The organism is Staphylococcus pseudintermedius, assembly GCF_001792775.2.
In the GTDB taxonomy this organism is placed as follows: Bacteria; Bacillota; Bacilli; order Staphylococcales; family Staphylococcaceae; genus Staphylococcus; species Staphylococcus pseudintermedius.
The window spans coordinates 1-26,427 of sequence record NZ_MLGE02000012.1 but is presented as its reverse complement, the minus strand read 5'-3'; the positions used below and the strand labels follow the sequence as shown (position 1 = coordinate 26,427).

At 38.8% G+C, this 26,427-nt stretch carries 25 protein-coding genes and 1 riboswitch; of the genes, 19 read left to right on the top strand and 6 right to left on the bottom strand.

Translation table 11 applies throughout. The annotated features are described in order from the left end of the window. Positions 1-274: 274 nt before the first annotated feature. Positions 275-1,132 carry a bifunctional methylenetetrahydrofolate dehydrogenase/methenyltetrahydrofolate cyclohydrolase FolD gene (gene folD, locus BJK46_RS08870; protein WP_014614281.1) on the bottom strand — a complete coding sequence of 286 codons (858 nt, stop codon included), beginning with the start codon at positions 1,130-1,132 and terminating at the stop codon, positions 275-277. A 209-nt stretch (positions 1,133-1,341) separates the two neighbouring features. Here folD and purE point away from each other — a divergent pair, with 209 nt between their 5' ends. Genes purE through purD form a run of 11 tightly spaced genes read left to right on the top strand, consistent with a single transcriptional unit; the run spans position 1,342 to position 12,527 of the window. Next, a complete protein-coding gene (gene purE, locus BJK46_RS08865; protein ID WP_014614280.1) occupies positions 1,342-1,824 on the top strand; it encodes a 5-(carboxyamino)imidazole ribonucleotide mutase in 483 nt (160 codons plus the stop codon). Beyond that, positions 1,811-2,944, top strand: a complete 1,134-nt coding sequence (gene purK, locus BJK46_RS08860; protein ID WP_015728942.1) for a 5-(carboxyamino)imidazole ribonucleotide synthase — start codon at positions 1,811-1,813, stop codon at positions 2,942-2,944. Before purE ends, purK begins: the two co-directional genes overlap by 14 nt. Then, positions 2,941-3,642 carry a phosphoribosylaminoimidazolesuccinocarboxamide synthase gene (gene purC / locus BJK46_RS08855; RefSeq protein WP_014614278.1) on the top strand — a complete coding sequence of 234 codons (702 nt, stop codon included), beginning with the start codon at positions 2,941-2,943 and terminating at the stop codon, positions 3,640-3,642. Before purK ends, purC begins: the two co-directional genes overlap by 4 nt. Before the next feature lie 2 nt (positions 3,643-3,644). Next, on the top strand, positions 3,645-3,905 hold the full coding sequence (gene purS / locus BJK46_RS08850) for a phosphoribosylformylglycinamidine synthase subunit PurS (RefSeq protein ID WP_014614277.1): 261 nt from the start codon (positions 3,645-3,647) through the stop codon (positions 3,903-3,905). A gap of 1 nt (position 3,906) precedes the next feature. Continuing rightward, positions 3,907-4,578: a phosphoribosylformylglycinamidine synthase subunit PurQ gene (gene purQ, locus BJK46_RS08845; RefSeq protein ID WP_014614276.1), complete on the top strand. Its 672-nt coding sequence runs from the start codon at positions 3,907-3,909 to the stop codon at positions 4,576-4,578. After that, the gene (gene purL, locus BJK46_RS08840; protein ID WP_070407580.1) at positions 4,571-6,760 is read left to right on the top strand and encodes a phosphoribosylformylglycinamidine synthase subunit PurL; all 2,190 of its coding nucleotides are present in this window, start codon (positions 4,571-4,573) and stop codon (positions 6,758-6,760) included. Before purQ ends, purL begins: the two co-directional genes overlap by 8 nt. Further along, entirely contained in the window at positions 6,739-8,160 is a 1,422-nt protein-coding gene (purF, locus tag BJK46_RS08835) for an amidophosphoribosyltransferase (protein ID WP_014614274.1), read from the top strand. The genes purL and purF overlap by 22 nt, the downstream gene beginning before the upstream one ends. Positions 8,161-8,163: 3 nt before the next feature. Then, positions 8,164-9,195, top strand: a complete 1,032-nt coding sequence (gene purM / locus BJK46_RS08830) for a phosphoribosylformylglycinamidine cyclo-ligase (protein WP_065354425.1) — start codon at positions 8,164-8,166, stop codon at positions 9,193-9,195. Continuing rightward, entirely contained in the window at positions 9,195-9,761 is a 567-nt protein-coding gene (gene purN / locus BJK46_RS08825; protein WP_063284640.1) for a phosphoribosylglycinamide formyltransferase, read from the top strand. The genes purM and purN overlap by 1 nt, the downstream gene beginning before the upstream one ends. Before the next feature lie 16 nt (positions 9,762-9,777). Further along, positions 9,778-11,256: a bifunctional phosphoribosylaminoimidazolecarboxamide formyltransferase/IMP cyclohydrolase gene (purH, locus tag BJK46_RS08820; protein WP_096538264.1), complete on the top strand. Its 1,479-nt coding sequence runs from the start codon at positions 9,778-9,780 to the stop codon at positions 11,254-11,256. Between the two features lie 17 nt (positions 11,257-11,273). Further along, positions 11,274-12,527 carry a phosphoribosylamine--glycine ligase gene (gene purD / locus BJK46_RS08815; protein WP_065520578.1) on the top strand — a complete coding sequence of 418 codons (1,254 nt, stop codon included), beginning with the start codon at positions 11,274-11,276 and terminating at the stop codon, positions 12,525-12,527. Between the two features lie 218 nt (positions 12,528-12,745). On the opposite strand, the gene BJK46_RS08810 is transcribed toward purD, so the two are convergent. The 4 genes from BJK46_RS08810 to graF all read right to left on the bottom strand — a co-directional run bounded on the left by BJK46_RS08810 (position 12,746) and on the right by graF (position 16,723). Then, entirely contained in the window at positions 12,746-13,537 is a 792-nt protein-coding gene (locus tag BJK46_RS08810; RefSeq protein WP_100006654.1) for an energy-coupling factor transporter transmembrane component T family protein, read from the bottom strand. Further along, positions 13,534-14,937, bottom strand: a complete 1,404-nt coding sequence (locus BJK46_RS08805; protein ID WP_063284643.1) for an ABC transporter ATP-binding protein — start codon at positions 14,935-14,937, stop codon at positions 13,534-13,536. Before BJK46_RS08805 ends, BJK46_RS08810 begins: the two co-directional genes overlap by 4 nt. Positions 14,938-14,949: 12 nt before the next feature. Further along, positions 14,950-15,525, bottom strand: a complete 576-nt coding sequence (locus BJK46_RS08800) for an ECF transporter S component (RefSeq protein ID WP_103263705.1) — start codon at positions 15,523-15,525, stop codon at positions 14,950-14,952. Positions 15,526-15,649: 124 nt separating this feature from the next. Next, a riboswitch (TPP riboswitch) is annotated at positions 15,650-15,749 on the bottom strand. Between the two features lie 842 nt (positions 15,750-16,591). Further along, a complete protein-coding gene (gene graF, locus BJK46_RS12280; RefSeq protein WP_014614266.1) occupies positions 16,592-16,723 on the bottom strand; it encodes a glycopeptide resistance-associated protein GraF in 132 nt (43 codons plus the stop codon). Between the two features lie 365 nt (positions 16,724-17,088). On the opposite strand from graF, the gene auxA reads away from it, so the two are divergent. The 5 genes from auxA (at position 17,089) to ptsP (ending at position 22,467) form a co-directional block, all read left to right on the top strand. Beyond that, positions 17,089-18,420, top strand: coding sequence for a lipoteichoic acid stability factor AuxA (auxA, locus tag BJK46_RS08795; RefSeq protein ID WP_015728950.1), 1,332 nt, complete (start codon positions 17,089-17,091; stop codon positions 18,418-18,420). Between the two features lie 135 nt (positions 18,421-18,555). Next, a complete protein-coding gene (locus tag BJK46_RS08790) occupies positions 18,556-19,725 on the top strand; it encodes a class I SAM-dependent rRNA methyltransferase (protein WP_014614264.1) in 1,170 nt (389 codons plus the stop codon). 60 nt (positions 19,726-19,785) lie between these two features. Beyond that, the gene (locus BJK46_RS08785) at positions 19,786-20,316 is read left to right on the top strand and encodes a hypothetical protein (RefSeq protein WP_014614263.1); all 531 of its coding nucleotides are present in this window, start codon (positions 19,786-19,788) and stop codon (positions 20,314-20,316) included. A gap of 163 nt (positions 20,317-20,479) precedes the next feature. Then, complete coding sequence (locus BJK46_RS08780) at positions 20,480-20,746, top strand: phosphocarrier protein HPr (protein WP_015728952.1); 267 nt, start codon at positions 20,480-20,482, stop codon at positions 20,744-20,746. Further along, complete coding sequence (ptsP, locus tag BJK46_RS08775) at positions 20,746-22,467, top strand: phosphoenolpyruvate--protein phosphotransferase (RefSeq protein WP_015728953.1); 1,722 nt, start codon at positions 20,746-20,748, stop codon at positions 22,465-22,467. The genes BJK46_RS08780 and ptsP overlap by 1 nt, the downstream gene beginning before the upstream one ends. A 176-nt stretch (positions 22,468-22,643) precedes the next feature. Here ptsP and BJK46_RS08770 read toward each other — a convergent pair whose 3' ends face one another. Next, positions 22,644-22,877 (bottom strand): glutaredoxin family protein, encoded by a 234-nt coding sequence (locus BJK46_RS08770; RefSeq protein ID WP_014614260.1) that lies wholly within the window; start codon positions 22,875-22,877, stop codon positions 22,644-22,646. 202 nt (positions 22,878-23,079) lie between these two features. Between BJK46_RS08770 and BJK46_RS08765 the strand changes: the two genes are divergently transcribed. From BJK46_RS08765 to BJK46_RS08755, 3 genes are all read left to right on the top strand, one after another. Beyond that, entirely contained in the window at positions 23,080-24,423 is a 1,344-nt protein-coding gene (locus tag BJK46_RS08765) for a cytochrome ubiquinol oxidase subunit I (RefSeq protein ID WP_103263704.1), read from the top strand. Beyond that, positions 24,423-25,442, top strand: a complete 1,020-nt coding sequence (locus BJK46_RS08760) for a cytochrome d ubiquinol oxidase subunit II (protein ID WP_014614258.1) — start codon at positions 24,423-24,425, stop codon at positions 25,440-25,442. Before BJK46_RS08765 ends, BJK46_RS08760 begins: the two co-directional genes overlap by 1 nt. Before the next feature lie 148 nt (positions 25,443-25,590). Next, on the top strand, positions 25,591-26,250 hold the full coding sequence (locus tag BJK46_RS08755) for a potassium channel family protein (protein ID WP_014614257.1): 660 nt from the start codon (positions 25,591-25,593) through the stop codon (positions 26,248-26,250). Positions 26,251-26,427: the final 177 nt, after the last annotated feature.

Genomic DNA, 26,427 nt, shown 5'->3' with positions numbered 1-26,427 from the left:
AGTTCGTTAAAAAAGCGATGTTGAGTGCGAACTTGGCATAACACTCATGGCAGTAAATATACGGAAACTGGCCAAAATAAGTGCTAGTTTTCGTTCGCTAATTAAGAAAAAAGCCGTCAAATTCTAAAAAATGAATTTTGACGGTTTTTTCTTAATGAATATGAAGGTCTGTGTCCCAGCCCCTGACTGTTCATCGGAAAATGAGAATGAATTAGGGTACAAAAACATTGCATCAATCGCATCAAAAATTGTTGTCTTTTATCCCTTCATCTCATTATTCGATACCGCGACGCATTTTTTCAGCGATTAACGTATTATTCAATACCATTGTGATTGTCATTGGACCTACACCCCCAGGTACAGGTGTAATTGCACCAGCTACTTCTTTCACCTCATCGTATTCGACATCGCCTTTAAGCTTACCATTTTCATCTGGTGTATTGCCGACATCAATGACAACAGCACCTGGTTTCACGTCATCTTTCGTCACCATTCCTGGACGACCTACTGCGCTAACAATCACATCAGCTTGTTTTAAATGTTCACTAATATTTTGACTGCGAGAGTGTAAAATTGTCACTGTTGCATTTTGTTGAAGTAATAATTTCGCAACAGGTTGGCCAACAATATGACTGCGACCGATGACTACTGCATTTTTTCCTTCAAGTTCAATATCAGCGTGCTTTAATAATTCCATCACGCCAAGGGGGGTACAAGGAATTAATTGTGCATTGTCTAAGTATAAGCGACCGATATTGATAGGGTGAAAACCATCGACATCTTTATCTGGATCAATCGCATCAAGCACTTTTTGCTCATCTACATGATCAGGGAGTGGCACTTGAACTAAAATACCACTAACTGAATCGTCTTGGTTCAAACGATCTAACTCTTTTAAAACATCTGCTTCTGAAGTACTTTCCTCTAAATGAATCACTTCTGAAATCATGCCGATTTTTTCAGCTGCTTTCTTTTTAGAACGGACATAACTTTGGCTCGCACCGTCATTCCCAACTAAAATAACCGAAAGTTTTGGTGTATAGCCTTGTTCTTTCAATCTTTCTACTTCATCTTGTAAACCTTGACGATAATCTTTCGCAATTTGCTTGCCATCTAAAATCTTTGCACTCATAAAATATTAGCCTCCTCATAATAATTCGAACATTAACGAATGATTGCAATTTGATTATAACAAAAATGAACTGAAATACGAAATATAGATGTTAAAAAAGTATTAAAGTTCGATTTTTGCGTTGAAAAAACAATTTAAGCTTGTTATGCTATACCTGTAATATACAACTATTAAGAATAGTATTTCAAACTTTTGAAAGGGTGTTCATTGTGAAAGTAGCAGTCATTATGGGGAGTTCTTCAGACTGGAATGTCATGAAAGAAGCATGTGCCATGTTAGAAGAATTTAACATTCCGTATGATCAAAAAGTAGTATCTGCACATCGTACGCCACATATGATGGTCGATTTTGCCACAAATGCGCGCAGTAATGGATATCATGTCGTTATTGCAGGAGCAGGGGGAGCCGCGCATTTACCAGGAATGGTGGCTTCGATGACAACACTCCCTGTCATCGGTGTACCGATTGAGTCAAAAAGTTTAAAAGGGCTAGATTCTTTACTTTCAATTGTACAAATGCCAGGAGGGATACCCGTTGCGACGACAGCCATTGGTCAAGCAGGGGCGAAAAACGCAGGCATTTTAGCGGCAAGAATGATTGGTATGACCGATCAAGAAGTACAACGAAAACTCGAAGTATATGAACAATCGCTTGTTGAGAAAGTGGAGGCGATGCAAGATGACCTTCAATAAGTTGCAAATTGGCCAAACAGTTGGCATTATCGGCGGCGGTCAATTGGGAAAAATGATGGCACAATCCGCACAAAAAATGGGATTTAAAGTAGTTGTGCTCGATCCTGATGAAACGTGTCCTTGTCGTTACGTTGCTCATGAATTTATACACGCAGCTTACGATGATATGCCAGCGTTAGAGCGATTAGGTGAACGATCAGATGTCATTACTTATGAGTTTGAAAATATCGCGGCGGAACAGCTCCAAACATTAGTTTCGAAATATAATGTGCCACAAAGTTATCAAGCCATTCAACTGTTGCAAGACCGTTTGACAGAAAAACAAACACTTGCTCAAGCAGGAACGAAAGTGGTGCCATTTGTTCAAGTGACTTCTGTAGCGGATTTAGATGAAGCGGTACAGACATTAGGTTTTCCGTTCATGTTGAAAACACGTTTTGGTGGTTATGATGGCAAAGGTCAAATCCGTCTCACCTCAGAAGCACAATTAGATGAAGCACGTGAATTGATTGCCAACCAAGAATGTGTCGCGGAGCAATTTTTAGACTTAGCGAAAGAAGTGTCTTTAACTGTCACAATCGGTAATGAAGGGCAAATGGTCTATTTCCCATTACAAGAAAATGAACACCGAAACCAAGTATTATTTAAAACTGTTGTACCTGCACGGGCGAATCACGAACAAGAAGCACGTCGTGAAGTCGACAAAATTACCCAAGCGGTACATTTTGTAGGGACGTTTACAGTGGAATTTTTTATTGATCAACAAAATGAATTGTACGTCAATGAAATTGCGCCACGTCCACACAATTCAGGACATTATTCAATTGAAGCCTGTGATTATTCGCAATTTGATACCCACATCTTAGCTGTGACAGGCCATCGTTTACCTGAACACATTGAATTGTTAAAACCTGCAATCATGATGAATTTGTTAGGTAAGGATTTGGATTTGTTGGAGAAAGAATTGTTTGCACATCCTGATTGGCATGTTCACCTCTACGGCAAAGTTTCACGTAAACCTGAACGTAAGATGGGGCATTTAACAATACTAACTGATGATGTTTCAAAGACTGAACAACAACTGATCGTAAAATTTGAAGGGAGAGACGAATACAAATGAGTCTTTTATATGAAGGCAAAGCAAAACGTGTTTTTTCAACAGAACAACCGGATGTATTGAGAATTGAATATAAAGATGAAGTCACAGCTGGTAATGGTGCGAAAAAAGATGCAATGGTAGGTAAAGGGCGCTTAAACAATCAAATTACATCGCGCATCTTTGAATACATTAAAAATGAAGGTATCGAGAGTCATTTTGTTGAGCAACTTTCAGAAACAGAACAACTTGTTAAAGCAGTCAACATCGTTCCTTTAGAAGTTGTTGTACGTAACATTGCAGCGGGTTCAATTACGAAACGTCTCGGATTTGAAAAAGGACATGTGTTTGATTATCCGTTTGTAGAGTTTTTCTATAAAAATGACGACCTTAATGACCCGCTTATTACTGATGATCATGTCAAGCTGTTGGGGGTTGCGGATGATGCAATGATTGCACAGTTGAAAGAACAGGCATTACGCATTAACCAAGCATTGATCAAATTAATGGATGAAATGGGCTTAGCATTAGTTGATTTTAAAATTGAATTCGGCGTTGATCATGAAGGTCAATTGTTGCTCGCTGATGAAATTTCCCCGGATACATGTCGTATTTGGGATAAAGCAACACAAGAAAACTTTGACAAAGATGTTTATAGAGAAGATACAGGATCTTTAATTGATACTTACCAAACTTTCTTAAATAAATTGGAGGCACTTTAATCATGAAAACAATCGAATTACACATCACTTTACAACCACAAGTTTTAGATACACAAGGTCAAGCGTTGACTCGCGCTGTACATGACTTAGGTTATGAACAAGTCAATGATATCCGCGTTGGTAAAGTTTTATACATGACAGTAGATGAAGCAACTGATGAAGCGGTACACAATGTTGTGACAACTTTAAGTGAAAAGTTATTTGCGAATACAGTGATTGAAGAATATAGTTACAAAGTTTTGGATGAAAAGGAGAATCAATAATATGAAGTTCGCTGTCCTTAGATTCCCAGGTTCTAACTGCGACCGTGATATGTATAATGCAGCATTGAAATCAGGTGTCGATGCGGATTATGTCGATTACCGTGAAACATCATTAAAAGGGTACGATGGCGTATTGATTCCTGGTGGTTTCTCATTTGGTGACTACTTACGTTCAGGTGCGGTGGCAAGTGTAGCACCGATTATTGCAGAAGTGAAAAGATTGGCTGATGAAGGAAAGCCCGTTCTTGGCGTATGTAACGGATTCCAAATTTTAACGGAAATTGGTTTATTACCAGGTGCGTTATTACACAACGATTCACATTTATTCGTGAGTCGAAATGAACACCTTAAAATTGTGAATAATCAAACACCATTTACGAAAGGTTATAGTGAAGGTGAAGAAGTTGTTTACCCAGTAGCACATGGTGAGGGTCATTATTATTGTACAGAAGAGATTTATCAAGAACTCATCGACAATAATCAAATCATCTTAAAGTATATGGACAATCCGAACGGTTCACATGATGATATTGCTGGAATCGTCAACAAAGCAGGGAATGTTTGCGGCATGATGCCACATCCAGAACGTGCATTAGAGGCCATTCTTGGTACAGACAGTGGTGTGAAATTATTTGAATCAATGGTGAATAGCTGGAGGGAACAAAATGCCTAAATTTTTAGAGCCAACTGCAGAAGAAGTCAAAGTTGAAAAATTATATCGTGACATGGGGTTAAGCGATGCAGAATTTGAAAAAGTAACTGAAATTTTAGGACGTACACCTAATTTTACGGAAACAGGTATTTTTTCTGTTATGTGGAGTGAACACTGTTCATATAAACATTCTAAACCATTTTTAAAACAATTCCCGACAACAGGTGAACATGTTTTAATGGGGCCTGGTGAAGGTGCAGGGGTAGTTGATATTGGTGACAATCAGGCTGTTGTATTTAAAGTGGAATCACATAACCACCCTTCAGCAATTGAACCTTATCAAGGTGCTGCGACAGGTGTCGGTGGGATTATTCGTGACATTGTTTCTATCGGTGCGCGTCCAATTAACTTATTGAACAGCTTACGTTTTGGTGAACTGACTGAAAAAACAAACCGTCGTTTATTACGTGGTGTCGTTGCAGGTATTGGTGGTTACGGTAACTGTATCGGTATTCCGACAACTGCAGGTGAAATCGAATTTGACGAACGTTATGACGGCAATCCACTTGTCAATGCGATGTGTGTCGGTGTCATTGATCACGATATGATTCAAAAAGGTACAGCTAAAGGTGTCGGTAACTCTGTCATTTACGTTGGTTTGAAAACAGGACGTGACGGTATTCATGGTGCGACATTTGCATCAGAAGAGCTCACTGAAGAAAGTGAAAGCAAACGTCCTTCTGTTCAAATCGGTGACCCATTTGTTGGTAAAAAATTAATGGAAGCCACTTTAGAAGCGATTACTTATGACGAACTTGTCGGTATTCAAGACATGGGTGCGGCTGGTTTAACATCTTCATCATCTGAAATGGCAGCTAAAGGGGGCAGCGGGATTCATCTTGAGCTCGAAAAAGTCCCAGTACGTGAAAAAGGTATTTCTCCATATGAAATGATGTTGTCTGAAACACAAGAACGTATGTTACTTGTCGTTAAAAAAGGGACTGAACAAAAGTTTTTAGATTTGTTTGACTATCATGAACTAGACAGTGCAGTGATTGGTGAAGTAACGGATACGAACCGCTTCGTCCTCACTTATGAAGGTGAAGTATTTGCAGATATTCCTGTCGAACCACTCGCGGATGAAGCGCCAGTATACATCCTTGAAGGTGAACCGTTACAACACGATACAGCACCGAACCGTTATGATGATATTGACGTGAATGATGTTTTTGATCGTTTATTAATACATCCAACGATTGCATCAAAACATTATTTATATGACCAATATGATCAACAAGTTGGTGCAAATACAATTATTAAACCAGGTTTACAAGCGTCTGTGGTCCGTGTAGAAGGTACAAACAAAGCAATTGCGTCTACGATTGATGGTGAAGCACGTTATGTCTTTAACGATCCGTATGAAGGCGGCAAAATGGTCGTAGCCGAAGCATACCGTAACTTAATTGCTGTCGGTGCAAAACCATTAGCGATGACGGACTGCTTAAACTATGGTTCACCTGAGAAAAAGCACATTTATCAACAATTGACAGACTCAACACGTGGGATGGCAGAAGCATGTGAAGCACTTGCAACACCTGTCGTATCAGGTAACGTTTCACTTTATAATGAAACACGTACATCTTCTATTTTCCCAACACCTGTTGTAGGGATGGTAGGTTTAATTGAAAACATCGACTTCTTAAAATCATATCAACCGTCTATAGGTGACACACTTTATGTCATCGGTGAAACGACAGATAGCTATGGTGGGAGTCAAATTGAAAAATTATTGTATAGCGATGTGAATCATGAAGTTGAAAAAGTCGATTTATCACAAGAAGCAGCGAAAGGTGAAGCAATACGTGGTGCGATTCGTGAAGGTGTGATTTCACATACACAAACTGTCGGTAAAGGGGGTATTGCGATTACACTTGCTAAAATTAGCGCGCATTACAGCCTAGGTATTGACGCTGAAGTCAATTTAACAAATGCACAATTATTTAGTGAAACGCAAGGACGTTATATCGTTGCAGTGAAAGCAGGTCAAACATTAAATATCGAAGGCGCAACACGTATCGGTACATTGACGGATACAGATGACTTTAAAGTCGTTGCACAAGACAGTGTGATTGAACGTCGTACATCTGAACTTAAACGTGAATGGGAAGGAGCTATTGAGTCATGTATGACATCCGTGGACTAAACGAAGAATGCGGTGTTTTCGGCATCTGGAACCATCCTCATGCAGCCTATTTGACTTACATGGCATTGCACAGTTTGCAACATCGCGGTCAAGAAGGTGCAGGGATTGTGTGCTCGAACGGTGAACAACTTTTTGGTGCGCGTGGTATGGGATTGTTAACTGAAGCAATTTCACAACAACAATTGGAGTCATTACAAGGTTATCCGAACGCCATTGGTCATGTCCGTTATGCGACCACAGGAGCGAGCGAGATTTCCAACGTGCAACCGTTTTTGTTCAAACATTCTAAAGGGGACTTAGGTTTGGCACACAATGGAAACTTAACGAATGCACATCAAATTCGTTTAGCCATTGAATCAACAGGCGGCATTTTCCAAACGACGAGTGACTCAGAAGTACTTGCTCATCTGTTGATTAAAGGAAAATCGGAAAATATTAAAACAAACCAAAAAGCAGCATTGAATCAAGTGAAAGGGGCATTCAGTTGTGTCATTTTAAACGAAGAACAACTGACAGCGACACGTGACAATCGTGGCGTCCGCCCATTGATGTTAGGTCAAGTCGATGGCGCATACTGTGTTGCGAGTGAAACATGTGCCTTTACAGCAATTGGTGCAGAATACATCCGTGACATTGAACCAGGTGAATTGATTACATTTTCTGGTGAGAACGAAGTGGACTACGACATGTATACACAAGATATCGGTCATAAGATGTGCTCGATGGAATATGTCTACTTTGCACGTCCGGATTCAGAATTTCACAGACACTCGATTTACAATGTCCGTAAAGCACTTGGACGTAAATTAGCTGAAGAAATGGGCATCGATGCGGATATCGTGATTGGTGTTCCCGATTCTTCATTACAAGCGGCGAAAGGCTTTTCTGAACAAACAGGGATTCCGAACGAACAAGGGTTGCTGAAAAACCGTTATATCGGTCGTACGTTTATTACACCAGATCAGTCTGTGAGAGAAAGACAGGTCCGTATGAAGCATTCACCGATTCGTGATGTGATTGAAGGCAAACGTGTGGTCGTGATTGATGACTCGATCGTGCGCGGAACGACAAGTAAATATATCGTTAAAGCATTGAAATCTGCAGGTGCGAAAGAAGTGCATATGGGCATTTCTTCACCCCCATTAAAAGATCCGTGTTACTACGGTATTGACGTGTCTACTCATGCAGAATTGATGGCGGCTCAACATACTGTAGAAGAAATTCGCGAAATGATTGGCGCAGATACATTGACATATTTATCTGTTGAAGGCATGCATGAAGTGTTTAAAGCCCATGATTCTAAAGGCGAATGTAACGCTTGTTTTACGGGTGAATATCCGATTGAAATTGTGGATCATGAACTACCAGAAGTTAAGGAAATGAAAAGAAGAGGAGTGTAATCAATGGCTGAATCATATAAAAAGGCTGGTGTCGATATCGAAGCTGGCTATGAAGCGGTAAAACGAATGTCAAGCCACGTTGAACGAACGATGCGTAAAGAAGTACTTGGCGGCTTAGGAGGATTTGGTGCAACATTTGATTTATCACAACTCAATATGAAAGCCCCCGTACTCGTATCAGGAACAGATGGTGTCGGTACAAAGTTAAAGCTCGCTATCGACTATGACAAACATGACACAATCGGTATTGACGCCGTTGCAATGTGTGTAAATGACATTTTAACGACTGGCGCAGAGCCGCTATACTTTTTAGACTATATTGCGACACATAAAGTGGTACCGGAAATTATCGAACAAATCGTAAAAGGCATTAGTGATGGTTGTGTTGAAACAAACACAGCTTTAATCGGTGGCGAAACAGCTGAAATGGGTGAAATGTATCATGAAGGTGAATACGATGTTGCGGGCTTTGCTGTCGGTGCAGTTGAAAAAGACGAATACATTGACGGCTCAAAAGTAGAAAAGGGTGACGTCATCATTGGCCTTGCCTCAAACGGCATTCATTCAAACGGTTACAGTTTAGTCCGTCGTCTTGTCGCAGAATCAGGTATTGATGTGAACGATACATTTGAAGGTGAACAAAGCTTCTTAGACATGCTCTTAACACCAACCGCTTTATACGTGTCGCCTGTGCTTGCGGTGAAAAAAGATGTTCAAATTAAAGCGATGACACATATAACAGGTGGTGGTTTTTACGAAAATATTCCGAGAGCTTTACCAGAAGGCAAAACGGCTGTTGTGAACACAGCATCGTTTCCAACACCGGCTATTTTCAATTGGTTACAAGCACAAGGTAACATCGATACAGACGAAATGTACCATATCTTCAACATGGGGATTGGTTTTACACTCATCGTTGCGCCTGAAGATGAAGTAGCAGTTCATGAAATCTTAAAAAATGCGAATGTGGACGCATACACAATCGGTCATATTGCTGAAGAAGACAGTGCCATTCGCTTAACGGAGGCAAAATAGTGGTTAAAATTGCAATCTTTGCATCTGGTTCCGGCACAAATTTCGATAACATTATGAAACGTGTCAAATCGGGTGAACTCGCGCATATCGAAGTCACGGCATTGTACACTGACAAACCTGAAGCAGCGTGTGTTCAGCTTGCTCAACAACATGGCATTCCTGTCCATGCATTCGAACCACGCACGTTCGATGATAAAGTAGCTTATGAAGCGGCTGTATTAAATTGGTTGCGTCAGGAAGGTGTAGAGTGGATTGTATTAGCAGGCTATATGCGTTTAATCGATGAAACATTGTTATCAGCATATGAAGGACGCATTTTGAACATTCACCCTTCATTATTGCCGAAATATAAAGGTAAAAATGCAGTCGGACAAGCGTTAAACAGTGGGGATAAGGAAACAGGTTCAACAGTACACTACGTCGATGCAGGTATGGATACAGGTCAGATGATTGAACAGCGCACATGTCCAATTTATGAAGACGATACACAACAATCATTAGAAGAACGTATTAAATCATTAGAGTATGAATTGTACCCAGCAGTCATTAAGAAGATTATTCGATAAGGAGATATCATCAATTATGAAAAAAGCAATTTTAAGTGTTTCAGACAAAACTGGTATTGTTCCATTTGCACAATCCCTCGTTGAAGCAGGTTATGAGTTGTATTCAACAGGCGGGACTTTTCGTGCAATTGACGAAGCGGGTGTCAAGGTGACATCGGTTTCTGAACTGACACAATTTGAAGAAATTATGGACGGTCGTGTGAAAACATTACACCCAGCTGTGCATGGCGGTATTTTAGCAGATCGTGACAAGCCAGAACATCTTGAGCAATTAAAAGGACAAAATATTGATTTAATCGATATGGTCGTTGTGAATTTATATCCATTTAAAGAAACGGTGAAAAATCCAGACGTCACTGAAATGGACGCGATTGAAAACATCGATATCGGTGGTCCAACGATGTTACGTGCAGCTGCGAAAAACTTCAAACATGTCACAACAATTGTTGACCCAACAGACTATGATGAAGTCATTCAACGCATTCAAAACGGTTCTTTAAATGAAGCATTCCGCAAGTCATTAATGATTAAAGTATTCCAACATACATTTGAATATGATCAAGCGATTACACAATTTTTTGGGCATCAACTTGAACAATTACGTTACGGTGAAAACCCACAACAATCTGCACAGTTTATTCGTACATCTACAGCGAAAAATACGATTGCGGGCGCGACACAGTTACACGGTAAACAACTGAGCTACAACAATATTAAAGATGCGGATGCGGCACTAAGTTTAGTGAAACAATTCGAACAACCTGCAGCGGTCGCGGTAAAACATATGAATCCTTGTGGTGTCGGTACAGGCGAAAACATTCATGCAGCGTACACACATGCGTATGAAGCGGACAGTCAATCTATTTTCGGTGGTATCGTCGCATTAAACCGTCCAGTCACAGCTGAACTCGCAGAAGACTTACATGCGATTTTCTTAGAAGTCGTTATTGCGCCAAAATTCGAACAAGCTGCTTTAAATATTTTACAACAGAAGAAAAATATTCGTTTACTTGAAATTGAAATGACTGAAGAAGCAGATGCAACAGAATTTGTATCGGTTTCAGGCGGTTATTTAGTTCAAGATAAAGACCGTTTTGATGTAGCACAAGCTGACATGACAGTTGTGACAGATGTGAAACCGACGAAGGAACAATGGGACGCATTATTATTAGGATGGAAAGTTGTGAAATCAGTGAAAAGTAATGCGATTGTCCTTGCAAATGACAAGCAGACAGTCGGTATCGGTGCTGGCCAAATGAATCGTGTAGGCTCAGCTAAAATTGCGATTGACCGTGCGATTGAAATAAATGACAATGTCGTCTTAGCATCAGATGGTTTCTTCCCAATGGGTGACACTGTCGAAACAGCAGCAAAAGCAGGTATTAAAGCAATTATTCAACCAGGTGGCTCGATTAAAGATCAAGAGTCTATTGATATGGCGAATCGCTATGGTATTGCTATGGTGACAACAGGCATGCGTCACTTTAAACATTAATAAGGAGGATATCGAATATGCACGTATTAGTCGTTGGTGGCGGGGGACGTGAACATATACTCGCACACAAATTAAATCAATCGCCATTAGTTTCACAAGTTTATGCCATTCCAGGCAATGCTGCAATGACCCATGTGGCTGAAGTACACGGTGAGATTGCAGAATCAGATCATGAAGCAATCGTCGCATTTGCACAAGCACATGATGTGACATGGGTCGTGATTGGACCTGAACAGCCGTTGACAGATGGCTTAGCTGATGCATTAAGAGCGGTAGACATTAAAGTATTTGGTCCAAACCAAGATGCGGCTCAAATCGAAGGATCAAAGTCATTTGCGAAACGTCTCATGGCCAAATATGATATTCCAACTGCTGCATACCGAGAAATCGACCAAAAAGATGAAGCAGTGGCATACATTGAAACGTGTGAATTACCGATTGTGTTGAAAAAAGATGGACTCGCAGCAGGTAAAGGGGTCATCATTGCTGAAACACGCGAACAAGCACGTGAAGCGGTAGAAACATTATATCCAGAAGCGAATAGTAAAGTCGTATTCGAACAATTTTTAGAAGGGGAAGAATTTTCACTCATGACATTTGTCAATGGTGATTACGCTGTTCCATTCGATACAATTGCGCAAGATCATAAGCGTGCGTATGATCAAGATAAAGGACCGAACACAGGTGGTATGGGTGCGTACTGTCCTGTACCACATATGAGTCAAAGTGTCTTAGATGAAGCGAATGACAAAATCGCGCAACCGATTGCCAAAGCGATGCAAGCAGAAGGGCATGATTTCTTCGGTTTATTATACATCGGTGCGATTTTAACCAAAGAAGGGCCGAAAGTCATTGAATTTAATGCACGTTTCGGTGACCCTGAAGCACAAGTATTATTGACACGTTTAGAAAGTGATCTCATGGCGCACATCGTTGAATTAGATGAAAAAGCACCGATCAATATGAAGTGGAAAGATGATGCGGTTGTAGGCGTTATGCTCGCTTCAAAAGGGTATCCAGGTGCATATGAAAAAGGTGCAACTGTCAAAGGTTTTGAAGATGAACCAGGCGCATACTTTGTCAGTGGTTTAACACATGATGGAGAACACTATGTCACATCAGGTGGACGCGTGATTCTGGCGATTGGTGAAGGCGCGACAATCGAAGCGGCACAACAAGCAGCTTATGCACGTGTCGAAAAAATTGAAAGTGACGGTTTATTCTATCGTCAAGACATTGCCCATAAAGCGATTAAAGCGAATGAATATTGAATGAACATTAAAGATGCGTAAAATCTTTTAGGTAAAATGACTAAGGATTTTACGCTTTTTTGGGTTGAATAAAAAATAAAAATCCCTTTATTGACTATCAAAAATCAATAAAGGGAAACGATTTCCTTTGCAGATGGTCATACGGGAAAGTTAAAAAGGAAATCTAGACCTGCCTTTTCACATCGTCGAGATCATGAAAACGCAAAATCTCAGTTCGGTTAACGTGCATCAGTAATACCAGTTATCGGTAACATTTGTGCGAATGTAAATGCGAGTATAACGATGATCACAGTGAGCCCAATCAGAATCAAATCTTTATAACTAAACGGGACATGATAATAATACGTCCGTGGTCCATCTTTAAAGCCTTTTTTCTCCATCGCTACAGATAGACGATGCGCTTTTCTGATGTTTTGACTGAGCAATGGAATTAATAAATGTTTCAGACGTTTGAAGCCTGAATAGTTGCGGTTATCAATCATTTGATAACGCATTTTTAAGGCGTTGCGTAGTTGAAAAAGTGACTCTAACATGATGGGAATCATACGAAATGCCGCCATAAAAGCATAGGCAATTTTCGGTTTTACTTTTAAATGTTGCATCAAGCTGTAAAAAATCATAATGACTTGTGATGTAAAGGCAATAGACAACCCAAAATAACTCACAGTCATCGTCCGGAATGAAAGATGCAATCCACGCACAAGACTTTCCGTCGTGATGTTGACGAAGCCGAATTTCAATAATTCATGTTGCCCATCGCCGTAAAAGATCATAAATAACGAAGAGGTGAGGGCGAAAAAGGTTGCGAGTATTGTGAACGTCAAGACGACTTTCCATTTTGTCCCTGCAACGAGTAACATAAAAATGAGCATCAATGTCGCAAGATAAATCATGACGTCAAAATGATGAACGAAAATAATGAAGAAGAAAAGTGCGACGCCTAAAAACAATTTGGTGACGATATTCACATCATCCATGAACGTGTGACGTGTTTTCCAAGATTCAATCATGTGCGCACCTCCTCGACTTCATAAAGTTTGCCTTCTTTGACTTCTATCCGACGAGTAGGGTAACGTTCGATAATATGTGCGTCGTGCGTGACCATTAAAATCGTCTGACCTTGCGCAATACGACTTTGGAACAATTCAATTAATTTAAACGTATTGTGACTGTCTAAGCCGAATGTCGGTTCATCTAATAAAATAATATCTGCATTGGTACTTAGTGCGGTAGCGACACTCAGTCGACGTTTTTGCCCCATAGATAATTCAAATGGGTGTTGACTCGACACATGCTCCAAATCAAGTAGTGCTAACATTTCTGCAGTTTTTGCTTTCGCGTGTTCAGGATCCATATGGTGATAGTTGACCCATATTTCATCAAACACACTATTTTGTATAAATTGCAGTTCAGGATTTTGATACACTAAAAACATATGTTGCGCGGCATCTTTAATTCTAGTTAATTTCTGCCCGCCATAATGCATGTTCCCCTTATAACGTATCAATTGCATCATCGACTCTAATAGCGATGTCTTACCTGATCCATTTTTCCCAGTGAGTGTTATCCATTCTCCCGGTTCAATATGTAATGCGTCTACTTCATATAATGTACGACGGCCCCTTTGTATCGCGCCTTGTTCGAATGAAAAATAAAAATTTTGAGCAGTAGATTGAACGGGATGTTGAGGCATAGGTGCATGTGACCACGCTTTTGGATGCCACACACCATATTCACTTAATAAAGATTCGTAATGCGCCATAATATATTCAGGCGTGCCTTGTTGGATAATATGGCCGTGATGATTCATCAGTATGACACGATCGACATGTTGCCAAATATGTTCTACCTTGTGTTCGACAATGAGTACGGTCTTGTCCTCCCACAAATCCTTTAAAAGATTCCATAAATTTTCGGTCGCTTCTACATCTAACATCGCAGTCGGTTCGTCAAGAAACAATGTATCTGCCCCTTGAAGTAACGTTCCCGCAATCGCTAATTTTTGTTTCATACCGCCGCTCAATTGATGAATACGTTGCTTTGGATTTACATCAAGACCGACATGATTTAATGCTTCATGGATACGGCTGTCCATGTCGTGACGTGGAATTTGTTGGTTTTCTAAAATAAAGGCTAACTCTTCGTTCACTTGTGGCATACAAAACTGCGAATCCGGGTCTTGGAAAATGACACCTGAATTTTCAGCAATTTCTAATGCATCATATTTCATTGGTAAATCAATTAAGTTCGGCACAATGCCACTTAATACATTGAGTAACGTACTTTTACCCGAACCAGATGGCCCAAGTAAAAGTACTTTTTCTTTATCTTTGATTTCTACGTCAATCCCGTCAAAAATTTTATAATCTGCGCTCGGGTATTTTAAACGTAAATTTTTAACTTTTAACACAATAAGTCACCCTTATAATGCATCGTAATCGTCTTTTGAAGCAGGACGAAACAGTTTCGTTACGCCAGTCTGATCCAATGCCTTAACGAGTAAGTATGGGAACACACCGGCTAATATAGCACCACTGATAATACGAAAAGCAATCAGTAGAATTAAGTTCCAAGTCGCAACTTCATTTAAGTAACCATAGTACCAGTCGATAGGTAAACTAATGATTGCGGCTGCCATACCTGCAAGGATAGCGACCATAAAAGCACGTGATTTGTAGCGGAAAATCGCAAAAATAATCTCACATGCCAAACCTTGAAGTAAAGCGTAAATAATTGTTGGGATATCAAAACGTCCCATCATAATTGTTTCGCCAGCACCTGCAGCAAATTCAGCTAATAATGCAATCCCCGTTTTAGGAATAATGAGATATGCAACGACTGCAGCACTAAACCACATACCATACATTAATTGATCAAGATGTAAACCTAATGGCTGTAAAGTATTTGTGACAGCCCACCATAAATTATAAATCACTGCAAAGATCACGGATACGAGTACAGTGACGAGGATGTCTGACAACGTTAAGCCTTTTTTCATATGTAAATTCCTCCCAAAAATAAAAAATACGCATATCTTAAACTGAAGATAGGCGCATCATGTGCTCATTGATATATGGATACGTTATTGGTATGACAGACATAAGTCCACCGCACAATATACATATCATAACAAAACACTTTCCTACGCTAGTATCATCTAGTTCAGGTTCAAAGGGTTTGAGGTGACACCTCATCTCAGCTTTCACACCCCTAGTGTGCGTATTTAATTGATAATGTCAATGTACACCTAGAATATTGAAAAGTCAAGGTTTCAAGCGGCTGATGATTCAAATTTGAAAAACCCTAAACCATTAAAAATGTATATATTGAAAAAATGAACACGAAAGATCTCACTGTGAGTTCATATGCATAAAGTAGGATACGACAGTGACCCCAATGAATTTTGATAAATGCAACATCAGTGTGCATCAATAAATGACAGTATTTGAAGAAAAACACTAGACGTAGTTTTCAAAATCTTTCACTGTCTATGTCAGAGTTGAGCTGCTTAAACAATTGCCAGCATCTGCAGCCTAAAGTAATAAAGATGATATGCATATTCAAAGTTAGAATTTGTTTTTGATGACGAGGCGAGCGATTTGAGGAGAGGTGAATTTAATTTTTTCATTAAAAGCATTTCACTATCATAGTTAATGAGACTCGTTGAAGGTTGACGGGACGGCTCGAGACTCCCGAGGGATGCGTGTATATGACTCATAGTTACTTCTTTACTCTAATAGTGGTTACTGTTTATCGACGTAGCTGCCTAAGTCTCAATGTTTGCATTTTTGAGAAGGCCACTCAGTCTTGCGGGGGCAGGAAAACGAAATCTTTGTTACACATGAGATTTCTGTAATGCTCCCAAAATCCAATTTGGTTTCTCTCAAGTTTACACTTAAATCAAGCCAAACTTAGTTGAGTCAAGGCCTTGGGAAAGCAAGAGCTAGTTTGTCAATCTGTAAGAAACGATGAAATTAAACAAATGAAAAAGAAATAATTTAAAACGAAAAAAAGGAACAGGCCATAATCATCCTGCTCCTCACACATTAAACATAAATTAAAGTTTACTCAAATGTTTTTTGAATATCATCTTTCGTTTTCTCTGCACCATCTTTCGCATCTTCAGTCTTATCTTTCAATTCTTTCTCTTTATCTTTCGCTTGTTCTGCAGCTTTTTTAATATCTTTTTCAGCCATTTCCAACGCCTACCTTTCAAATTGTTTGTATCATCAATATAACCTTTATGTGCACAACCTAAACATCATCGCCTTATTAAATGTATACAGAAATGAGGATTGGACATCACGTGCGCCTAGCTTTAGAGACATATTAAATAATTTATCTCCTATTCTCGTATAAAAATAAATGAACTTTGATATACTTAACGCATCATTTTAAGGTAAAAACAACACATAGATAATTAAGATATTTGAAACTGAAAATAAATCCGTTTTATTATAGTATTATGGATTAAATTTAATAGGTCATTCTGAAGACTGATATTTTTGAAATATAAAGACAGGTGACAAGAGTTCGTATATAATAGCTTTGAGGTGAGAGGATGTCTTTGTTAAACAAATACACCGAAGTGATTTATAGCTATATTATCGGTGGACTTTCAATTTTATTAAGCATCATTATTTTTATTAATATTCCACTCATTCAACAGTTTAAGTCAGGCAAACAACCGAGCACAAACATCGACAATTTGTGGGATTTTATTATGGCATTCTTTAATGAAATCATTCGAGTCATGAGTCGATATATTGGTGACATTCCACTTGCGAGCGGCATTGTTATTTTATTGTTTGGAATTTTAATGATTTTAATTGGTCGGACATTAACGAATACAACACGATTTGATTATGACATTTCAATATTATTTTTACTCGTCGGCATTATTTTCTTCGTATTAACATTAATTTTCATGTCTCAAGTTTATGGTTGGATTGCGTTTATTTTTATTATTCCATTTCTTGTACATATTGGTTATATCACATACAAAGACGAACTAAATCCATTGCACCGTAAAGAACATTATTTATGGATTATATTCAGTTATGGGCTTTGTTACATCCTTACACAAATAGCGCTCTATGCCCGTATTGAAGCGAAAGATGTTGCATCGATTGACGTTCTGAGTATTAATACATTTTTCGTAGTTTTATGGTTGATAGGACAAATGGCAGTATGGAATTTTCTCTTTTTACGTCGTGCATTACCAGTGTCTGAAGAAGAAATCACTGGTGAAGCGAATGCGTATTCAAGAAGTAAAAAGTATCAATTTACGAATACTTCTAAAAACCATTTCAAAGACTTTCAAGATCGTACGGCTGAATTCACACATGGTATTTCACGTCGCACACGCCGTAGTATTGATTTAGAGAAGTTACGTCAAAAGCGAGAAACACTAGGAAAAAAATGGTTTTCATGGGCTAAACTAGAAGAAGATGACATTCCGACGTTTCTTAAAATAAGACCTAAATGGTTGAACCGCAATTATGTCATGATTGCTTGTGGCGTGATTCTGTTATTCTTTATATTACTAGAGTTCAATAACCGTAATGCGCTATTTATGTCAGGGGACTGGCAGTTATCTCAAACGCAATACGTTTATGAATGGGTGAGCTTGCTGTTATTACTCATCGTGGCGATTGTTTTTATTTTTACAACTGTAGTGAGAATGTTAAGAGGTAAGTATTATTATTTACAACTTTTCATGATCAGTATTTTATTCTTCAAATTGTTAACGGAATACATTGTCATTTTGTTCCACGGACTATTATTATCTATTTTCATTACACCGATTCTTGTATTAATGTTAGTACCAGCAATTGTCGCGTTCGTCTTACAATTGAGACAACCCGTGGATACACAAGTTAAAAAACATTAATAATGCTTGACTTGATGAGGGCTAGGGAGACCATTTCCTAGTCCTTTTTATAATGGCGTGTTTGGGTGAAAGATATCATTGTGAAATCATCCGTGTTAAAATCAGAATAATGATAAGAAAAGAAAGGCTGATAAAATGAAGACAGCTATTTTAAATAAAGGTAAGGAAGAAAAATATTTCAATCAGTACCCACTTGTGGAGGAAGAGGATTTATTTCAGCATGATCAATTAGAAGAAGGGGATGTCTTTCATCTCTTGACTTCCACAAACGTCTATATCGCGACTTGTTATGTAGGGCATCAGCATAAAGGATTAGGTTGGATATTAACGTATCAAAAAGATGAAGTGATTGATCAAGCATTTTTTGAGCAACTGTTCGAACAAGCGCTCGAAGTCCGTCAGTATTACTATCAAATTGAAGGCACCAATGCATTTCGTCTATTTAATGGTGAAGGCGATGGCGTGGGTGGTCTCACGATTGACAACTATGATGGCCACTTATTAATTCAATGGTACTCAGAAGGGATTTATCGTTTTCGTCCACAAATTGTGAGCGCGATTAAAAAGATTTATAATTATACGTCTATATATGAAAAAACGCGTTTTAAACATCAATCTATTGAAGGCGGTTTTGTAACGGGGACAGCACCGGAGTTTCCGATTGTCGTTGAAGAAAATTTCACGTTTTACAATGTACATCTTGATGACGGTCCGATGACGGGGATATTCTTAGACCAAAAAGAAGTGCGTAAAAAGATTAGAGACTATTATGCTAAAGGACGCCAATTACTCAATTTATTCAGTTATACAGGGGCATTTTCGGTTATCGCTGCAACAGCTGACAGTCAAACAACGAGCGTGGACTTGGCTAATCGCTCACGTCAGTTGACTGAAGAGAACTTTGGTTTGAATGGTATTGATCCTAAATCACAACATATTTACGTGATGGATACGTTCGATTACTACAAATACGCACTACGCCATGGTTTGACTTACGATACGATTGTCATCGATCCACCGAGTTTTGCGCGCAATAAAAAGAAAACATTTTCTGTGACAAAAGACTATGACAAGTTAATTGAAGGGGCACTTAGTATTTTGAACCCAGGTGGCAGTCTCGTATTGAGCACGAATCATAGTGCTTATTCGCTAAAGGTATTTAAAAATATGGTCAAACAAACGATTGAAAATCAAGGGTTCACGTATGAAATGAATGAAGTCATGGGCTTGCCAAAAGATTTTAAAACACATCCACACTATAAACCGTCGAAGTATCTGAAAGTTATTTTTATTACAATCAAGTAGTAAAAATTGTTAAAAGGGGTATAGATGTGAAGAATTTTCATAATGAGGTGAGTATGGAAGATGAATTTTAAACAAAAAATTTCTGAAACATTAGGTAATAAAGTACTAGATATTGAAACGATTAATCGAAAAGACGCGCTACCGGCATCAGTACAAGAGATACGTGCAAGACGCGAACGTGCAGAAGTGCTTGTGAGAAAAAAGGCGTTGTTATCTTCAGGTGCAACCGTTGTGCCCATACCGGGATTTGATTTTGGGATGGACATGAAATTGATGCGCGATGTCATTGAAGATGTGAATAAAATTTATGGCTTAGATCATCAACAAGTGAACCAAATGAGTGATGACATGAAAAATCGTATCTTAATGGCAGCGGGTATTCAAGGCAGTCAGTTAATTGGTAAAAAAGTGTCGAGCGGTTTGTTGAAAGTTTTTATACGTGATGTAGCTAAGCGAACTGCTGCGAAACAAACACGCTGGTTCCCAATTGTCGGACAAGCTGTGTCAGCATCTATTAGTTATTATTTTATGGTTAAAGTCGGCAAAGACCATATTCAAAAATGCGAAAATGTAGTAAAATCATTATTGTAGCTTGTAAAAAAAATCACAAAGCATTATGAATGCCGTTAAAAAAGAGATGGCGGGGCATTTACGAATTGAATTTAACAATAGAATTTGGTAATGTAATGCTATGTAGCGAAGTTAAATATAATTTATGCTAGTAAATCTAGAAGTAGAAGGAGTAAGATGACAGATGGAACAACAATCATATGTAATTATTGACGAAACAGGTATTCACGCACGTCCTGCAACAATGCTTGTTCAAACAGCTTCAAAATTCGATTCAGATATTCAATTAGAGTATAACGGTAAAAAAGTTAACTTAAAGTCTATCATGGGTGTTATGAGCTTAGGTGTGGGTAAAGACGCAGAAATTACAATTTATGCTGATGGTAGCGATGAAAAAGGCGCAATCGACGCAATCACTGAAGTATTATCTAAAGAAGGATTAACAAAATAATGTCAAATATTATTAAGGGAATTGCAGCTTCTGATGGTGTTGCTATTGCCAAGGCGTATCTGCTCGTAGAACCCGATTTAAGTTTTAGTAACGAAAAGACGGACCAACCGGAAGCGGAAGTCCAAAAATTTAATGAGGCGCTGAATAACTCTAAAATTGAATTAACGAAAATTCGTAATCATGCAGAGGAACAATTAGGTGCGGATAAAGCGGCTATCTTTGACGCACATTTACTCGTTTTAGATGATCCTGAGTTAATTCAACCAATTGAAGAGAAAATTAAAAATGAAAGCGCAAGTGCACCACAAGCATTAACTGAAGTGACACAAAACTTCATTACTATTTTCGAATCAATGGATAACGAATATATGAAGGAACGTGCTGCGGATATCCGCGACGTAGCTAAACGTGTTTTAGCGCACATTTTAGGGGTGGAATTACCAAATCCGAGTATCATTGATGAAAGCGTCATCATTGTGGCTCACGACTTGACGCCATCAGATACTGCACAGTTAAACAAACAATATGTTCAAGGATTCGTTACCAACATTGGTGGTCGTACTTCACATTCAGCAATTATGAGTCGTTCATTAGAGATTCCTGCTGTTGTAGGTACAAAATCAATTTCTGAATCTGTACAACAAGGGGACATGGTTATCGTCGACGGTTTAACAGGGGATGTTATTGTTAATCCTTCAGACGATGAAATCAAAGCGTATCAACACAAGCGTGAATCGTTCTTTGCAGATCGTGAAGCGTTGAAACAATTACGTGATGAACCATCAAAAACATTGGATGGACACGAAGTAGAACTTGCAGCGAACATTGGTACACCGAATGATTTAGAAGGTGTGCACAACAATGGCGCAGAAGGTATCGGTTTATACCGTACTGAGTTCCTTTACATGGGTCGCGACAACATGCCGACTGAAGATGAGCAATTTGAAGCATACAAAAAAGTGCTCGAATCAATGGAAGGTAAACGCGTTGTCGTACGTACATTAGATATCGGTGGCGACAAAGAGCTACCATATTTAAACTTACCTGAAGAAATGAATCCATTCTTAGGATACCGTGCGATTCGTTTATGTTTAGATCAACCAGAAATTTTCCGTCCACAATTACGTGCACTATTAAGAGCTTCAGCATACGGAAAATTGAATATTATGTTCCCAATGGTGGCAACAATTCAAGAGTTCCGTGATGCGAAAGCGTTACTTCTTGAAGAAAAGGAAAACTTGAAACAAGAAGGCGTAGAAGTGAGCGACGATATCGAATTAGGTATCATGGTTGAAATCCCAGCAACAGCCGCACTTGCAGATGTATTTGCGAAAGAAGTGGATTTCTTCAGTATCGGTACAAACGATTTAATTCAATATACAATGGCTGCAGACCGTATGTCAGAACGTGTTTCTTATCTTTACCAACCATATAACCCTTCAATCTTACGTTTAATTAAACAAGTGATTGACGCTTCTCATCAAGAGGGCAAATGGACAGGTATGTGTGGTGAAATGGCTGGCGATGAAACAGCAATTCCATTATTAATTGGTTTAGGATTAGATGAGTTCTCAATGAGTGCAACTTCTATCTTAAAAGCGCGTCGTCAAATTAAAGATTTAAGCCGAACTGAAATGGTGCAATTAGCAGACCGTGCATTAAATTGCGCAACTGTTGATGAAGTTGTTGACCTAGTAAAAGCGAAAACAACAAAAGCTTAATTGAATCAAATAAAAAGAGATTGAGTCATTGCGGCTCAGTCTCTTTTTTGGGTGTGTCTCATACTTGCTATACATATTCTCAAGAAGTATGTATAGGATGAAAGACTAAACTTAAAAAGACTGGGAGATGCATACTCCCAGTCTTTAGCTAAAACTAAAATATTCAAATAATGTGTTTATGATTGAATACCGAGCTTTTTGTTCATTAAATCTAAATCGACTTGATACATCGGCTCGCCATCAATTAAAATGAACGGTGTTGAAAAAGCGTCGCGTTCGATCATTTCGTTTCGATACGTTGAATTGACAATGTTTCGTTCTTCAAATGGGACATTATGCTGTTCAAGATATTGTTTGACAAATGAACATGGCGGACATTCATTTTGTGTGTAAATAATCACTTCTGACATAGAGACGCCTACTTTCATATCAATTGTTGTTACATCTTAATCGACACTTTAATAAAATGCAACTGAAACGACTGTATAAAAATGACAAATTTTAGTCATGTCATTAAATTGTCAATGTCTTAATGAACAAAAAAATATATATGTGACCTGTATATTGTTTATAATGAATAGACATTTTCATCATAGTTAAGGAGGTCGTGAAATGGATGCAGTGGATATTAGCCGGTTTTTAACAGGTATGACACTTGCAGTCCACATTATTTTTGCAACGATTGGTGTAGGTATGCCACTTTTCTTTGCGATGGCAGAATTTATCGGCATTAAAAAGAAAAGTGCTCAATATATAGCATTAGCGCAACGTTGGGCTAAAGGATATACGATTACCGTGGCAGTAGGCGTAGTAACAGGGACAATTATAGGTTTACAGTTATCATTACTATGGCCGACATTTATGCGAATAGGTGGGCACGTCATTGCTTTGCCATTATTTATGGAAACATTTGCGTTTTTCTTTGAGGCGATTTTCTTAAGTATTTATTTATATACTTGGAATCGTTTCAAAAATCAATGGATACACTTTTTCATTAGTATCCCAGTGATTATCGGTGGTAGTTTTTCTGCGTTCTTTATTACGTCGGTCAATTCGTTCATGAATACGCCGGCAGGTGTGACAATAGAAAATGGTCGCATGGTTAATGTGGATCCAATTGCAGCGATGTTCAACGCATCATTTTTTGTTCGATCTTTCCATGTGATTGCGACAGCGCTTATGACAATGGCGTTCATTTTAGCAAGTATTGCAGCGTTTAAGTTACTGAAAAACAAAATTGAAAAGGATCGTCGTTATCATCAAGCAGCACTGAAGATGACGATGATTGCAGGATTGATTTTTTCAATGTTATCGATGTTAGCAGGGGACTTATCAGCGAAGTTTTTACATCAAGAACAGCCTGAGAAACTTGCAGCATATGAATGGCATTTTAATACAGAATCTCAAGCGGATCTCGTGTTATTTGGCGTGCTTGATGAATCAACGCAAGAAGTGAAAGGCGCCCTCCATATTCCAGGTGCGTTAAGCTTTTTATCGGATTCAAGTTTTGATACAGAAGTCAAAGGACTCAATGAATTTCCAAAAGATGAATTACCCCCACTCATTGTCCATTATTTCTTTGATTTAATGGTGTTCTTTGGGATTTTCTGTTTCGTCATTTCATTCGCTTATGTCATGGCATTGTGGATTAAAAGATTCAACCCACATCATAAACTATTACTCTATGCAACGTTGTTAGGTGGTCCAGCAGCCATGTTAGCGATTGAGTTCGGTTGGTTCTTAACTGAGCTTGGACGCCAACCATGGATTGTGAGAGGCTTCTTAAAAGTGCAAGATGCCGCGACAGACGCAAGTGGGCTCGTGTTTGTGACGATTTTATTTGCGATACTTTACTTCGTGCTGTTATTCTCAGCCACATACGTGCTTGTAAGAATGTTTAAAAATAAACCGGCCTATCAGCACATTGAAAGTTTAAGTCAACGAGGTGATGCATGATGGTTTATGAAGTGATAGGGATAACAGTACTCTGGATTTTCTTATTTGGTTATATCATCGTTGCTTCGATTGATTTCGGCGCAGGATTTTTCTCATTACACGCAAAATTATTTGGACAATCGCATGAAATTAATGATTTAATTCAACGTTACTTGAACCCGGTATGGGAAGTCACCAATGTATTTTTTGTCTTTTTCTTTGTAGGCATTGTTGGATTTTTCCCAGATACAGCTTATTATTATGGCACAGTTTTACTTATTCCAGGTTCGATCGCACTTATTTTACTTTCAATTCGAGGAGCCTTTTATGCCTTCGAAAATTACGGTCAAGATAGTAAATTGTCTTGGCTTATGTTATATGCGGTATCAGGATTATTGATTCCGGCTTCATTATCAACGGCATTAACCATTTCTGAAGGTGGTTATATCACTGAGTCGTCTTCTGGCAACGTTGATTTGAATTGGACAGAATTACTATTAAGTCCATTCGGTTGGGCGGTCGTCCTACTAGCCATTGTGTCTGTGCTATACATTTCATCAGGATTTTTAACGTTTTATGCGCACCGTGCCAAAGACACATCCGCATATCAATTGATGCGTAAATGGTTTTTAATGTGGGGTGCACCGATGATCATGATGTCGTTGTTTGTGTTTTTATCATTAAGAATACAAAATGAAGCACACTTTATGTCAGCAGTGTTTGATTATGGCTGGTTATTTATCATCAGTTTCATCGCTTTTGCCATTGCTGGCGTATTGACGCTCTTGAAAAAAGCACACGGTATCGCATTTATTTTTGTTATCATTCAAATGGGCACAGCCTTTTTCGGATATGGGTTAAGCAAGCTGCCATACATTTTATATCCATACGTGCACATTGACGATGCGGTGACCAATGATAGTATGGCGCTAGTGTTAACAATCGCCTTTATCGGTGGTTTACTATTATTGTTACCATCACTCTTTTTCATATTGAAATTGTTCGTGTTTGATAAAGATTACGTCCGTGGTAAAAAGTAAGCGGGACCAGTAAAACGGTGCATCATAAATCATTTTGTAGTAATATGATAATAGTATTGAATACATGTGTGGCTTAAAGTCAAGGATTATCAACATCTGAGCACTTTGAGCCCGCATTTTTAATTTAACTTAATTCAGGAGGCCAAAAATGGATAAAGAGTATGTAGTCATTGGTCTAGGTCGCTTCGGTGGCAGTATTGTAAGAGAATTGAACGCGTTAGATATGGATGTCATGGCGATAGATAAAGATGAAAATCGTGTCGATGAATACAGTGATATCGCGACACATGCCGTTGTGGCTGATACGACTGACGAAGCCGTTATGAAAAGTTTAGGGATTCGAAATTTTGATCATGTCATTGTGGCAATCGGAGAAAATATTCAGGCAAGTACGTTAACAACATTGATTCTTAAAGAACTCGGTGTTAAAAAAGTAACGGCTAAAGCACAAAACGATTATCACGCCAAGATTTTAAACAAAATTGGTGCCGATACAGTCGTGCATCCTGAAAGAGACATGGGTCGTCGTATCGCGCATAATGTGGCTAGTGCAACAGTGCTCGATTATTTAGAGCTTTCTGATGAACACTCTATTGTAGAAATTAAAGCGAGCGAAACGATGGCAGGACAAACCCTTATTGACTTAGATATTCGTGCGAAGTTTGGGATTAATATTATTGCGATTAAAAGAGGGAAGGAAATCATTGTCGCACCCGATCCAGATATGGGATTAGAATTTGATGATATTTTAATTATGATTGGTCATGATAATGATTTAACACGATTTGAGAAGAAAATGGCGCATTAATCATTGAGAAGTGGAATGGTGGAGACTGTTCCGCTTTTTTAAGTGCGCCCGGCATGGGTAACATCTTGACGGTGAAAGTCCGTTACAGGCTTGGTAGTAGGAACTGTTAGCGAAAGACAAGGGTGTCCATTGCGAAGTGGAATCTGAAGGAAGTCGGACGCAAACACTCGCACTGAC

Coding starts and splice junctions, on each gene's coding strand:
- purD (WP_065520578.1), top strand. CDS start 11,274: ATGCACGTATTAGTCGTTGGTGGCGGGGGACGTGAACATATACTCGCA.
- BJK46_RS08755 (WP_014614257.1), top strand. CDS start 25,591: ATGGATAAAGAGTATGTAGTCATTGGTCTAGGTCGCTTCGGTGGCAGT.
- BJK46_RS08790 (WP_014614264.1), top strand. CDS start 18,556: ATGAAGACAGCTATTTTAAATAAAGGTAAGGAAGAAAAATATTTCAAT.
- ptsP (WP_015728953.1), top strand. CDS start 20,746: ATGTCAAATATTATTAAGGGAATTGCAGCTTCTGATGGTGTTGCTATT.
- purL (WP_070407580.1), top strand. CDS start 4,571: ATGCCTAAATTTTTAGAGCCAACTGCAGAAGAAGTCAAAGTTGAAAAA.
- BJK46_RS08800 (WP_103263705.1), bottom strand. CDS start 15,525: ATGAAAAAAGGCTTAACGTTGTCAGACATCCTCGTCACTGTACTCGTA.
- purC (WP_014614278.1), top strand. CDS start 2,941: ATGAGTCTTTTATATGAAGGCAAAGCAAAACGTGTTTTTTCAACAGAA.
- BJK46_RS08785 (WP_014614263.1), top strand. CDS start 19,786: ATGAATTTTAAACAAAAAATTTCTGAAACATTAGGTAATAAAGTACTA.
- BJK46_RS08760 (WP_014614258.1), top strand. CDS start 24,423: ATGGTTTATGAAGTGATAGGGATAACAGTACTCTGGATTTTCTTATTT.
- auxA (WP_015728950.1), top strand. CDS start 17,089: ATGTCTTTGTTAAACAAATACACCGAAGTGATTTATAGCTATATTATC.
- purF (WP_014614274.1), top strand. CDS start 6,739: ATGTATGACATCCGTGGACTAAACGAAGAATGCGGTGTTTTCGGCATC.
- folD (WP_014614281.1), bottom strand. CDS start 1,132: ATGAGTGCAAAGATTTTAGATGGCAAGCAAATTGCGAAAGATTATCGT.
- purS (WP_014614277.1), top strand. CDS start 3,645: ATGAAAACAATCGAATTACACATCACTTTACAACCACAAGTTTTAGAT.
- purQ (WP_014614276.1), top strand. CDS start 3,907: ATGAAGTTCGCTGTCCTTAGATTCCCAGGTTCTAACTGCGACCGTGAT.
- purK (WP_015728942.1), top strand. CDS start 1,811: ATGACCTTCAATAAGTTGCAAATTGGCCAAACAGTTGGCATTATCGGC.
- BJK46_RS08810 (WP_100006654.1), bottom strand. CDS start 13,537: ATGATTGAATCTTGGAAAACACGTCACACGTTCATGGATGATGTGAAT.
- purH (WP_096538264.1), top strand. CDS start 9,778: ATGAAAAAAGCAATTTTAAGTGTTTCAGACAAAACTGGTATTGTTCCA.
- BJK46_RS08765 (WP_103263704.1), top strand. CDS start 23,080: ATGGATGCAGTGGATATTAGCCGGTTTTTAACAGGTATGACACTTGCA.
- purM (WP_065354425.1), top strand. CDS start 8,164: ATGGCTGAATCATATAAAAAGGCTGGTGTCGATATCGAAGCTGGCTAT.
- BJK46_RS08780 (WP_015728952.1), top strand. CDS start 20,480: ATGGAACAACAATCATATGTAATTATTGACGAAACAGGTATTCACGCA.
- BJK46_RS08770 (WP_014614260.1), bottom strand. CDS start 22,877: ATGTCAGAAGTGATTATTTACACACAAAATGAATGTCCGCCATGTTCA.
- graF (WP_014614266.1), bottom strand. CDS start 16,723: ATGGCTGAAAAAGATATTAAAAAAGCTGCAGAACAAGCGAAAGATAAA.